Source organism: Pleomorphomonas koreensis DSM 23070, assembly GCF_000425185.1.
GTDB classification, from domain to species: Bacteria; Pseudomonadota; Alphaproteobacteria; order Rhizobiales; family Pleomorphomonadaceae; genus Pleomorphomonas; species Pleomorphomonas koreensis.
Genome location: NZ_AULH01000016.1, coordinates 62,361 through 75,092, shown reverse-complemented (window position 1 = coordinate 75,092; position 12,732 = coordinate 62,361). Strand labels below are relative to the sequence as shown.

General features: G+C 66.3%; 9 protein-coding genes. 4 read left to right on the top strand and 5 right to left on the bottom strand.

Translation table 11 applies throughout. From position 1 onward, the window contains the following. Positions 1–59 precede the first annotated feature (59 nt). The 5 genes from H512_RS0114375 to flhA form a co-directional block, all read right to left on the bottom strand. On the bottom strand, positions 60–1,439 hold the full coding sequence (locus tag H512_RS0114375) for a tyrosine phenol-lyase (protein ID WP_026784047.1): 1,380 nt from the start codon (positions 1,437–1,439) through the stop codon (positions 60–62). A gap of 116 nt (positions 1,440–1,555) precedes the next feature. Beyond that, the gene (locus H512_RS0114370; protein ID WP_084798501.1) at positions 1,556–2,242 is read right to left on the bottom strand and encodes a Crp/Fnr family transcriptional regulator; all 687 of its coding nucleotides are present in this window, start codon (positions 2,240–2,242) and stop codon (positions 1,556–1,558) included. Positions 2,243–2,728: 486 nt separating this feature from the next. After that, the gene (locus H512_RS24140; protein WP_036791864.1) at positions 2,729–3,991 is read right to left on the bottom strand and encodes a multidrug effflux MFS transporter; all 1,263 of its coding nucleotides are present in this window, start codon (positions 3,989–3,991) and stop codon (positions 2,729–2,731) included. 308 nt (positions 3,992–4,299) lie between these two features. Beyond that, on the bottom strand, positions 4,300–5,385 hold the full coding sequence (locus H512_RS25855) for an extensin-like domain-containing protein (protein WP_084798500.1): 1,086 nt from the start codon (positions 5,383–5,385) through the stop codon (positions 4,300–4,302). A 53-nt stretch (positions 5,386–5,438) separates the two neighbouring features. Beyond that, positions 5,439–7,580, bottom strand: coding sequence for a flagellar biosynthesis protein FlhA (flhA, locus tag H512_RS0114355; RefSeq protein WP_425414180.1), 2,142 nt, complete (start codon positions 7,578–7,580; stop codon positions 5,439–5,441). 652 nt (positions 7,581–8,232) lie between these two features. On the opposite strand from flhA, the gene H512_RS0114350 reads away from it, so the two are divergent. The 4 genes from H512_RS0114350 to rsgA all read left to right on the top strand — a co-directional run bounded on the left by H512_RS0114350 (position 8,233) and on the right by rsgA (position 12,683). Next, entirely contained in the window at positions 8,233–9,237 is a 1,005-nt protein-coding gene (locus tag H512_RS0114350) for an ABC transporter substrate-binding protein (RefSeq protein ID WP_026784044.1), read from the top strand. A 170-nt stretch (positions 9,238–9,407) separates the two neighbouring features. Further along, positions 9,408–10,295, top strand: a complete 888-nt coding sequence (locus H512_RS0114345; protein ID WP_026784043.1) for an ABC transporter permease — start codon at positions 9,408–9,410, stop codon at positions 10,293–10,295. Continuing rightward, positions 10,288–11,364, top strand: a complete 1,077-nt coding sequence (locus tag H512_RS24130; RefSeq protein ID WP_053239896.1) for a quaternary amine ABC transporter ATP-binding protein — start codon at positions 10,288–10,290, stop codon at positions 11,362–11,364. Before H512_RS0114345 ends, H512_RS24130 begins: the two co-directional genes overlap by 8 nt. 239 nt (positions 11,365–11,603) lie before the next feature. Next, positions 11,604–12,683, top strand: a complete 1,080-nt coding sequence (gene rsgA / locus H512_RS0114335) for a ribosome small subunit-dependent GTPase A (RefSeq protein WP_026784042.1) — start codon at positions 11,604–11,606, stop codon at positions 12,681–12,683. Positions 12,684–12,732 lie beyond the last annotated feature (49 nt).

The following is a 12,732-nucleotide window of genomic DNA, read 5'->3' as shown; positions in this document are numbered from 1 at the left end:
CCCTGGCGCATTGACTGGAAGCGCCCGGAAGAGGGTGATTCTCCTCCGGGCGCGGGTGATCAGGCCTTGGGCTGGAAGCGCGCGGTGAAGAAGCGCAGCAGCTTAGGCTCGTAGACCATGTCGAGGCCCCTGATCGTCTCGCGACGCTTGTACAGCGACACCGCGGCGTCGGCTACGATATCGAGATGCGAGTAGGTGTAGACGCGGCGGGGAATGGTGAGGCGCACCAGCTCGAGCTTGGGATGGTGGTTCTCGCCGGTCTTCTTGTCGCGGCCGGCCGAAACGATGCCGCGCTCCATCGACCGGACGCCGCTCTCGATGTAGAGTTCGGCCGCCAGCGTCTGGGCCGGGAAGTCGTCCTGCGGAATATGCGACAGGAAGGCGCGGGCATCGAGGAACACCGCGTGTCCGCCGGTCGGCCGGACCACCGGAACGCCGCCGTCCTTGAGCTTCTCGGCCAGGTATTCGCACTGGCTGATGCGATGGTGGATGTAGTTGTAGTCGACCGACTCGACGATGCCGCGCGCCATGGCCTCCATGTCGCGGCCGGCCAGGCCGCCGTAGCTCGGCATGCCCTCGAACAGCACCACCAGTTCGCAGGCCCTCTGGTAGAGTTCGTCGTCGTTCATGCACAGGAAGCCGCCGATGTTGACCAGGCAGTCCTTCTTGCCGCTCATGGTGCAGCCGTCGGCGTAGCTCATCATTTCCTTCAGGATTTCGGCGATCGTCCTGTCGGCGTATTCCTTCTCGCGCGTCTTGATGAAGTAGGCGTTCTCGACGCAGCGGGTGGCGTCGAACATCACCTTGATGCCGTTCCTGGAGCAAAGCTCGTGGACGGCGCGCATGTTGGCCATGCTGACCGGCTGTCCGCCGGCGAGATTGACGGTGACGGCAAGGCAGACGTAGGGGATCTTGTCGGCCCCGACCTCATCGATCAGGCGGCTGAGCTTGCCGATGTCGATGTTGCCCTTGAACGGCAGCTCGCGCTGGGAATCGTGGGCGTCGTCGATGATGATGTCGACGAAGTTGGCGCCGTTGCGCTCCTGATGGGCCCGCGTCGTGGTGAAGTACATGTTGCCCGGCACATAGTCGCCGGGCTTGATGCAGAGCGACGACAAGAGGTTCTCGGCGCCGCGGCCCTGATGGGTCGGAACGACGTGCTTGAAGCCGTAGTATTCGCGCACGACCTCCTGCAGGTGGATGAAGTTGCGGCTGCCGGCATAGGCCTCGTCGCCGAGCATCATGCCCGCCCACTGGTTGTCGCTCATGGCCGAGGTGCCGCTGTCGGTCAGGAGATCGATGTAGCACTGGTCGGAGCGCAGCAGGAAGGTGTTGTAGCCGGCTTCCGCCATGAACCGTTCGCGTTCGGAGCGGCTGGTGACGGCGATCGGCTCGACGACCTTGATCTTGTAGGGTTCGGCAACGTAGTGCTTGTCCATAGCGTTTCTCCTGTCTTGGCTTGTTGTCGGAATACTTCGGAAATTTGGGTGCAAGCACCCGGCCCGGACCGCGACGATCCGGGGGAAAAGGCGTTCTGTGGTTGAATGATCGCCGGTCAGATGTCCGAGTTGATCAGCGAGGCGATGGCGCCGATATCGGCGACGACGAGATCGTGGCCGCGTTCTTCCAGCAGCCCCCGCCGCTTGAGGTCGCCGATGGCGTTGGAGACGGTGACGCGGTGCAGGCCGAGCAGTTCGGCGATCACGCTGTGCGACAGCGAGATCTGCGGCGAGTTGCGCGACAGGCAGAGACCGTAGAGGAAGCGGCATATCCGGCGATGGGCGCTGAGGAACGTGCTCTCCTCGACCTGCGTCGACATGATGTAGCTCTTGGTGGCGAGGTTGGTCAGCAGCGCCTCGCCGAGGTCCGGATGGTCGACCAGCAGCCGGTCGACGACGTTGCTTCTGGAGAACTCGTAGGCCACGCAGTCCTCGACGGCGTCGATGTGATGGGTGTTCCTTTGCCCGGCGAACAACGCCGCCTCGCCGAGAATGCTGCCGGGACCCATGAACCAGAGCGTCCGCTGCACGCCCTCGGCGCTGGTGGCCGACACCTTGATGACGCCCTCGCGGATCAGGAAGATGCCGGTCACGTCATCGCCGGGCCGCTGGATGCAGGTCTTGCCCTTCCAGAGCACCTTGCGTCCGAGATGCAGGGCCTTCTCCCACATCTCCTGGTTCTGGAACTCCATCCACGGCACGATGGGAGGAGGAGGCGTGGCAGTTCCCTCGGCTTTTGTCATTTCATTGGGTCCGAACTGGATCAAACGGTTCCGATCCGCGTTGAAGCTGGTTCTACCGTCGAGATGGGCCAAGTTCAGTAGCGGTCACTACAGGTTTGTCGCTTTTTGGGGATTTGCGACCAAGGTCGATCGGTGAAGATGCTTATCAACCGCGCCGTTCGGCCGGGAAGCGGTGCCGGGCGGACCGGCGTCCGCCCGTCCGGTCGGCCATCGGGACGGTGAGCGCCGGAAAGTGTCGTGCCGACAGCGCGCGAAAGTCTCTGTAAGTATTTGATGAGAAAAGAATTTCAAAAAGCGGGAGCCGGTCTTGCGCCGGGGGACGCCTGGACAGGGAAATGCTCCGACAAATGCAGAACACCGACAACCGACCGCCCGTTTGCCGCGAGCGATCAGGTGTCGGCGTTGTTGCGCGTAGCGTGCGGTGCGGACGGCCCGAGGCCGTTTCGCTCCGGGTTGCTGTCTGTCGCCCTCAGGCGATTGTCGTCGTCATTCGGCGACGGCCGGCACCGCGCCCTGGTGATGCGGCTGGAACAGCCGGCCGCGCTCGGTCCAGACGACGATCAGCAGCGTCACGCCGGAGGCGGCGAGGAAGCCGGCGGAGAGCGGCACCACCGTGCCGTCGAAGGACTGGCCGATCAGCGCGCCGCCGATCGTGCCGACCAGCGTGGTGAAGGCGCCGATCAGCGAGGAGGCGGTACCTGCCACCTCGCCGAGCGGGTCGAGGGCCAGGGCGTTGTAGTTGGAGATGGCGATCGAGAAGAAGAACTGCATCATCACCATCAGCGCCATGAACAGCCAGAGCGGCGGCAGGCCGTTCCAGGCATGGGCGACGGTGAAGAAGACGATCGTCAGCGCGAAATGGATGATGTGGCCGCCGTGCGACAGGCGGTGCATGCCCCAGGCGCGCACCAGGCGGCTGTTGACGAAGGCGGCGACGCCGCCGGTGATCGCCACCGAGGCGAAAGCCAGCGGGAACAGCGTGCCGAGGTGATAGCCGTCCGAGCCGAGGATCTGCTCGGCCGAGCCGATGAAGCCCATCAGCATGGCGAACAGCAGGCCGATCGCCAGCGAATAGCCGACCGCCTCGCGGTTGGTGACGCAGATGCGCGCCGCCTCGAGGATCGACCGCACCGACAGGGAGCGACGGAACTCCGGATGCAGCGTCTCGGGCATGCGGACGTAGAACCACAGGCCAACGGCGATCGACAGGGCGGCCATGGTGGCGAAGATCGACCGCCAGCCGGCGGCGGCCAGCAGCAGGCCGCCGAAGGTAGGCGCCAGCACCGGCACGATCATGAACACCATCATGGTGAAGCTCATGACGCGGGCCATCTCGCGGCCGGCATAGCGGTCGCGCACGATGGAAATGGCGATGACGCGCGCCGCGGCGGCGCCAATGCCCTGCAGGACGCGGGCGGCTAGGAGGTGGTCGAAGTCGGAGGCGAGCGCCGAGACGATGGCGCCGACGATCAGGATGGCGAGGCCGATGATGACCAGCGGCCGGCGGCCGTAGACGTCCGACAGCGGCCCGTAGATCACCTGGGCGACGCCGAAGCCGATCATGTAGGCGTAGACGACGAGCTGCAACTCGTTGGCGTCGGCCAGCGCGTAGCTGGCGCCGATGGCCGGCAGGGCCGGCAGCATGGTGTCGATGGCGAGCGCCGTCAGGCCCATCAGGGCGGCGATGAGGGCGACGGTCTCGGCAAAGCCGGGACCCTGGCGAACCGGCTGGCCGGTCGAGGTCTGCATGGCGGAACCTAAATGCTGGGTGCAGGACCCGGAGAATGCCGGGACGCGCGAGATGAAACTCACGGCCTGCCTAGAGGTGTCTTGTAGCGGTTCAGAGCCGGCAAGGCCAGCCCGAACGGCCCAGGTCAGCAAAATTTGATCGGGAAACTGCGTAAGACGAAGGGATGAACTCGGGGAGTCATTCAGTCACTCGGCGTCCCGGACAGCAGCGCGAGTTTGTCACGGGTTTGGGGCGCCAGGGCGCGCCTCTGTCCGGAGGGGCATCGTGTCATGATGGATCATGATGCCTCAAGACGCGCCCAGGCGGCTCAATCGTCCGAGTAGGGCGCGATGGAGCCGGTGATGTCGGTCGGCGCGTAGCCCTGGACGGGTTGGGCGCCGACGCTCCAGCCGATGTTGCCGGCGCCGGTGGGCGGCGGTACGTAGTCGCCCTGTCCGACCGGCGTGCAGATGTAGCCGGGCGGGCAGTTGGCCGGCTGGACGACCGGCGCCGGCTGGTAGACGGGTTGCGGCGGCTGATAGACGGGTTGCGCCGTCTGGTAGGCCGGGTTGCCGACCGGCGCCGGCGGCAGCGGCGCATCGAAGCCCGGAGTGCCGGCGGCGTAGGTCGGGGCGGGCGCCGGCTGGGCGGCCGGCCACACCGGATTGGCCGGCAGGTTGCTGGCCATCGGCAGGTTCTGGTCGGGCGTGAACATCGGCGCGCCGCGCGGCGGCACGTCCGGATGCGGCTTGCAATAGCGATAGGTGCCGGCGTTGTTGTGCCGGGCGAGGTCGAGGTGCAGGTGGTCGTCGTGCGAGCGGTCGGCGCCGGGGCCGAGCACGGTGGTGAAGGCGCCGCAGGCGCCGCGCGCCACCTCGCGCAGGAAGGCGCGGTCGGTGGCGTTGCCGTACCAGCCCTTCTTGACGGTGACGGTGTAGCCGTTGGACAGCACGACGCCGGCAAAATCGAAGGCGTTGGCGAAGGCGTGCTCGGAGAGGCGGGCGCCGGCGACATTGTTGCGCGACCGGCAGTTGTAGGTGCCGAAATTCCTGATCTCGACCACCGGCAGGCCGTAGCGGGACAGCGCCGCCGGCATGACGCTCTCGGCCACCCAGCGTTCGAGCGCCGCCGTCATCGGGCAGGACAGCACCAGCGAGCGCGAGCCGAGGCTGATGGTGCCGTCCTCAAGCGCCTTCACCTTGAGCGGCCGGTCGATGCCGCAGATGCCCTTGCCCTCGACGGCCCTGGCCGGCTGGATCAGCGGCGACAGCTTGACGAGGTTGCGGGCGTAGCAGGCGGCTTCCGCCTGGGCGCGCCAGGGCTCGCGCTCCTCGGATTCGAAGAAGCCGCAGCCCGCCAGAGCGGCGGACAGCACCAGGGAAAGAAGACCGGACGCGATACGAAATGGCCTCATGGCGCCAAGATTAGCGCCGAGGGCTTAAGCGCCGGTTTACGTTAACCGCTGTCTCAGATGGCGCTCACCGTCTTCAGGCGCACCTTCGGGTGCACCTCGGCCTGGCTCATCACCGTGGTATGGGCGCGGAAGCGTTCGACGATGGAGCGGACGAAGGGCCGATTCATCGGGCTGGTCATCAGCACCGGCAACTCACCCTTCTTGGCCGCTTCCTCGAACTGGTCGCGGACGGCAGCGACGAATTCCTGCAACCGGCTGGGCGCCATGGCCAGACGCCGGTCTTCGCCCTCGCCGACCACGCTCTCGATGAACGCCTGCTCCCAGGCCGGCGACAGGCTGATCAGCGGCAGGTAGCCGCCGGGCGCCATGTTGGCGGCGCAGATCTGGCGGGCGAGGCGGGCGCGGACGTGCTCGGCGATGGTCTGGGTCGAACGCGAGATGGACAGGCCCTCGGCAATGCCCTCGAGGATGGTGCCGAGGTCGCGGATCGATACGCGCTCGGACAGGAGGAGTTGCAGGATGCGCTGGATGCCGGAGACGGTGATCTGGCTCGGCACGATCTCGTCGATCAGCTTGGCCTGGTCGGACGGCACCTCGGACAACAGCTTCTTGACGTCGGCGTAGGACAGCAGCTCGGAGACGTTGGTCTTCAGCGTTTCCGAAAGATGCGTCGAGAGCACGGTGGCCGGATCGACGACGGTGTAGCCGCGGATCGCCGCCTCCTCGCGCAGCCGGCCATCGACCCAGGTGGCCGGCAGGCCGAAGGTGGGTTCGGTGGTCTGGGTGCCGGGAATGGTGACTTTGCCACCCATCGGGTCCATGACCATGTACTGGCCGGGGAACAGCGTGCCCTTGCCAGCATCCACCTCCTTGATCTTGATCACGTATTCGTTGGCGCCGAGCTGCACGTTGTCGAGCAGGCGCACCGGCGGCATGATGTAGCCGAGGTCGGCGGCGATCTGGCGGCGCAGCGCCTTGATCTGGTCGGACAGCTTCTCGCCGCCCTTGCCGTTGTCGTTGATCAGCGGCAACAGGCCGTAGCCGAGTTCGACGCGCAGGTCGTCCATCTTGAGGGCGGTGGCGATCGGCTCCTCGGCCGGCGGCGGGGGCGGCGCGTCGGCTTCCGCCTGGGCCACGACGGCGGCGATCTTCCGCTTGGCGTTCTCGCGCTTGGCCCAGACGGCGAGGCCGCCGGCGCCGGCGCCGAGTGTGGCGAACGGCAGGAAGGGCAGGCCGGGCAGCAGCGACAACAGCCCCATGACGGTGGCCGAGAGGCCGAGAGCGGCCGGATAGCCGGTGAGCTGGCCGCTGAGCGCCTTGTCGGCCGAGCCGGAGACGCCCGCCTTCGACACCAGGAGGCCGGCGGCGGTGGAGACGATCAGCGCCGGAATCTGACTGACCAGGCCGTCGCCGACGGTGAGCACCGTGTAGGAATGGCCGGCTTCGGCGAGCGTGATGCCCATCTGCATGGTGCCGATGATGATGCCGCCGATGACGTTGATGAAGGTGATCAGCAGGGCGGCGATGGCGTCGCCGCGCACGAACTTGGAGGCGCCGTCCATGGCGCCGAAGAAGGCGCTTTCCGCTTCGAGGTCCTTGCGCCGCTTTCTCGCCTCGTCCTCCTTGATCAGGCCGGAGGACAGGTCGGCGTCGATGGCCATCTGCTTGCCCGGCATGGCGTCGAGGGTGAAGCGGGCGGCCACCTCGGCGATGCGGCCCGAACCCTTGGTGATGACCACGAAGTTGACGATGATCAGGATGCCGAAGACGATGATGCCGATGACGAAGTTGCCGCCCATCACGAAGCCGCCGAAGGCCTCGATGACGTGGCCGGCGGCGTCGGTTCCCTCGTGGCCGTGGCTGAGGATGAGGCGCGTCGAGGCGAGGTTGAGCGCCAGTCGCAGCATCGTCGAGATCAGGAGGATGGTCGGGAAGGCGGTGAACTCCAGCGGCGTCTGGATGAACAGCGCCGTCATCATGATCAGCACCGAGAAGATGATCGACACCGCCAGCATGAAGTCGAGCAGCATCGCCGGCATCGGCAGGATCAGGATGACCATGATCAGCATGATGCCGACGGCGAGGCCGATGTCGCCGCGGAAGATCGTCGAGCGGATGTCGGCGCGCGTCGGTACACTGAGGCCGAAGGGCAGCGAGGGCGATGCCGCGGACGGCTCTGAAGTGATGTCGCTCAAGGAGGTCGTCCCCGGTTCGTCGCCGCGACGCGCATTGCGCCACCCGGCAGAATTTGCCGACCGCATGGTTAACGGGTGGTTAACGCGGGAGGCGATGTCCCCTGAGGCATGCCGCTTCGGCGTGACGTTGTCGCCGGTGCGGATTGTGTCGGCGGCACGGCAAATGAGTGGCGGAAATTGGAAGAATAACGCCCGCCGAATAGTTCGATCTTCTTATGAGGGCGTTTTCTGCCATTCACAACTTTTGAGGGCATGTTCCGAAAAGCGGCCGATTTCCAAACAGGTTGGCCTCCGGCGGAAACTGGAGTGTGGAAAGAGAGATTTGAAAAGTCCATCTTTCGCCCAATGGCCTATTGAAAATCAAAATGACCATTATTTCTTTTGCTTGAAACGTATAAATCAAGTTTTATAAAGTTAATTTTTGTGCGACGGAATATAAATCTATCGGCTTCGCGACTTCTAACGAAGTAAAAACGAGGTTGCCTCGGGAATATCGATCTATATACTGCCGGAGCGCGCTCGGCAGTGGCGGGCGCGTCGACGAATGACTGAACGCCCAGTTCCATCGGCAAGGCGCCCCGCTTCTGGAGGTTCGGGGTCGTGGGCTGTTTCATCATTCGCAACGACCGAAACGCGAAGCCCGGAGATCATGATGAAACAGCTTCTCGCGACCACGTTTTTTGTTGCAGTGTCGACTTCCCTGGTACCGGCGTTCGCGGCGGACGGCACCTGCGGACGCGTCACCATCGCGAACATGAACTGGCAATCCGCCGAACTCATCGCCTGGATGGACAAGGCGATCCTCGAGAACGGCTACGGCTGCGACGTCGACCTGGTGCCCGGCGATACCCAGCCGACCTTGACTTCGATGGCCGAGAAGGGCGAGCCCGACATCGCGCCCGAAGCCTGGATCAACGCCATGCGCGAAACGCTCGACGCGGCGGTCGACGAAGGCAAGCTCGTCTATGCCGTCGAGGCACTCGGCGAGGGCGGCGTCGAGGGCTGGTGGATTCCCGATTATGTCGCCGAGGCCCATCCCGACATCAAGACGATCGACGACGCGCTGAAGCATCCCGACCTGTTCCCCGATCCCGAGGATCCGTCGAAGGGCGCCGTCCACAATTGCCCGTCGGGCTGGAACTGCCAGATCACCACCGGCAATTTCTTCAAGGCCTATGACGCCGCGAACCGGGGCTTCAGCCTGATCGACACCGGTTCGGCCGCCGGCCTCGACGGGTCGATCGCCAAGGCCTACGAGCGCAAGCAGCCCTGGCTCGGCTATTACTGGGCGCCGACCTCCATTCTCGGCAAGTATCACCTCGTCCGGCTGGACTTCGACGTGCCCTATGACGAGGCGGAATGGAATTCCTGCACCTCGGTGGCCGACTGCGCGTCGCCCAAGAAGAACGCCTGGGCGAAGTCCGAGGTGTTCACGGTGGTCACCAAGCGCTTTGCCGACGAAGCCGGCCCCGCCTACGACTACATCAAGACCCGGTCCTTCCCGACCAACGATCCGGTCAACGAGATGCTGGCCTGGATGGCCGACAATCAGGCGACCGGCGAGGAGGGCGCACGCTACTTCCTCAAGGAAAAGGCCGACATCTGGACCAAGTGGGTCCCGGCCGAGGTCGCCGAAAAGGTCAAGGCGGCGCTCTGAATCCGCCGGAAGCCGGGCGTCCGGCTTCCGCTTTTGCCGCACAGTCCGAATTCCGGTGAGACCGCGACGCGGCGGCGCCTTCGGCGCCCCGCCTTTCCCTCGCATCGGCCGCCGTCCGCTTCCAGGCGCGGCGCCACCGGCATTCGACCCCGCAAGGAGATATCGAGCGCATGTCGTTCTTCGACGGTTTTCCGGTGATGGAAGCCGACACCCTCACCGCTCTCAAGAAAGCCATCGACGGTGGCTTCCGCGCCTTCACGCGCGAATTCGGCGCCACCGTCGAAGACTTTTTCCTGCCGCTCCGGTCGTTCCTGATCTTCGTCGAGCGGCTCCTGGTGACCACGCCCTGGCCGGTGGTACTGCTGGTGATCGCCGGCCTCGTCTATCTGGCCAGCCGCAGCCTGCGCCTCGTCGCCGGCGCCGTCGTCGCCCTGATGGCAATCGGCTATTTCGGCATGTGGGAAGACACCATGCGCACGCTGGCGATGATCGTCGTGGCGACGCTGATGTCGGTGGCGATCGGCATTCCCCTCGGCATCCTGATGGCCTGGTCGGCGCGGGCGCGCGCCGTCCTCCTGCCGGTGCTCGACGTGATGCAGACCATGCCGAGCTTCGTCTATCTCATTCCCGTGGTGATGCTGCTCGGCATCGGCAAGGTGCCCGGCCTGATCGCCGTGGTGATCTACGCGGCGCCGCCGATCATCCGCCTCACCAACCTCGGCATCCGGCTTGTCGACAAGGACGTGCTGGAAGCCGCCGACGCCTTCGGCGCCTCGGCCTGGCAGAAGCTCGGCAAGGTGCAACTGCCGCTGGCGCTGCCGACCATCATGGCCGGCATCAACCAGACGATCATGGCGGCGCTGTCCATGGTGGTGGTCGCCTCGATGATCGGCGTGCAGGGGCTCGGCCAGCCGGTGCTGAAGGCGATCGCCAACCAGTATTTCACGCTCGGCGTGTTCAACGGCTTCGCCATCGTCGGCATCGCCATCATCTTCGATCGTACCAGCCAGGCGTTCGGCCGCCGGCTCCAGAAGCATCGCGAGGCCGAACATGCCTGAGTCCCGGACCTCGATCGAAATCCGCAATGTCTACAAGCTGTTCGGGCCGTATCCCGATCGCTTCATCGAGGCCGTCCGCGACAGCGGCATGAACAAGGCCGAACTCCTCGAACGGCACAATCACGTGCTCGGCCTCAGCAACGTGTCGCTCGACATCGAGGCCGGCCACATCCAGGTGATCATGGGCCTGTCGGGCTCGGGCAAGTCGACGCTGATCCGTCACATCAACCGGCTGATCGAGCCGACCGCCGGCGAGGTGATCGTCGGCGGCACCGACGTGCGGGCGCTGAGCCCCAGCGAGTTGCGCGCCTTCCGCCGGACCAGCGCGGCCATGGTGTTCCAGAAGTTCGCACTGCTGCCGCACCGCACCGTGCTCGGCAACGTGGTGTTCGGGCTGGAGATCCGCGGCGTGCCCCGCGAGGCGCAGATGGAGACGGCGCGGCGCTGGATCGACCGCGTCGGTCTCGCCGGCTTCGAGGACAAGTATCCCAGCCAGCTCTCCGGCGGCATGCAGCAGCGGGTGGGCCTGGCGCGGGCGCTCGCCAACGACGCGCCGATCCTGTTGATGGACGAAGCCTTCTCGGCGCTCGATCCGCTGATCCGTCTGGACATGCAGGCCATCCTGCTCGACCTGCAGGCCGAGGTCAGGAAGACCGTCGTCTTCATCACCCATGACCTCGACGAGGCGCTGAAGATCGGCGACCGCGTCGCCATCATGCAGGACGGCGAACTGGTGCAGCAGGGCAGGCCGGAGGATATCGTGCTGTCGCCGGCCACCGCCTATGTCGAGGACTTCGTCCGGCACGTCAATCGCGGCCGCGTCGTCAAGCTGTCGGCGCTGGCGAGGCCGGAATCCGGGGCGCCGGCCGCCCTCAGGCTGCCGGCCGCGTTGCCGCTCGCCGATGCGGCGCTGCGTCTCGTCGAGGCCAGACTGTCGTTCGCCGACGTCACCGACGGCAACGGCGCCGTTGTCGGGCGGGTCGATCTCGATGACGTCGTGAGGACGCTTGCCCGTTCCACCGGCGAGACGGCCGGCAGCAACGGTCCGCCGGCCCGGCTGGCCGGCTGAGGAGGTCGCCGGCGCTTTGACAACGCCCGGCCCGGCGGGTATTTTCCCAATTCCTCAGCTCAGGAGGCTTTATGCCCCGGTAAGGCGGGGAGGCCAGAGTGCCTCCCCTCGCAAGATCGCTCCACCGTTGACGCCCGCCGGTGTTGCGCGGGCGCCTGGAGGCTTGCGCTTTCTCCAATTCCGACATCATCGCGCCGGGGCATCGCCTGCCCGCGGCCGAAATTGGAAAGCCTACCGCAATGGCACGGGACTATTCCCGCTTTCTGCCGCCCCTTCCGGGCGGCCCGAGACTATACGCGCCGACCTCGCTCGAACGGCTCGGCTGGCAAGCCTTCTTCGCCCAGCAGGTGAGCGTCGACGAACTTGCCCGGATGCCGCCGGCGCGCGTCATGAGCGTCGAGCGCAGCGGCCTCTGCGTCGAGGGCGACGGTTTCAGCGCGACGCTGCCGCCGCGCGCCGACGCCACGGTCGGAGACTGGCTGCTGCATGACGCCGCCCGGCCCGGCGCCAGCCGGCTGCTCGACCGCAAGAGCCTGTTCCACCGGCGGGCGGCCGGCACCGGCCGCCAGGTGCAGTTGATCGCCGCCAACGTCGACACCGTGTTCGTCGTCACCTCCTGCAACCGCGACTTCAACGTGGCGCGGCTCGAACGCTACGTGGCGCTGGCCTTCGAGGCCGGCGTCGAGCCGGTGATCGTGGCGACCAAGGCCGACCTCGCCGACGATGCCCACCGCTTCGCCACCGCCGCGACGACGGTGTCGGCGGCGGTGCCGGCCGTCGTCCTCGATGCGCTCGGTCCCGAGCCGAAGGAGAAGCTCGCCCCCTGGTGCAAGCCCGGCCGCACCGTCGCCTTCCTCGGCTCGTCGGGGGTGGGCAAGTCGACGCTGGTCAATGCCCTGGCCGGCCGGACGGCGGCGGCGACCGGCGCGGTTCGGGCCGACGACGACCGGGGCCGGCACACCACCACCGGCCGGCATCTCCACCTGCTGCCGGAAGGCTATGCCGTGCTCGACACGCCCGGCATGCGCGAGCTTCAGCTCGCCGACGCGGCGGAGGGCATCGCCGAGGTGTTCTCCGATCTGGCGGCGCTTGCCGCTCGCTGCCGCTTCAGCGACTGCCGGCATGAGGAGGAGCCCGGCTGCGCCGTGCGGGCGGCGATCATGGCGGGCGAGATCGACGAGATGCGGCTGCGGCGCTGGCAGAAGCTGCAACGCGAGGAAGCCTTCAATTCGGCCAGTCTCGCCGAGCGGCGCGAGCGCGAGCGCGCCTTCAGCCGGACGGTGCGCTCGCTCCTGAAGGACAAGCCATCGAAACGGTGAGGAGAGGGGCCGTCCCGGTTCCGGCCGGGACGGCCCGACGATGACGATT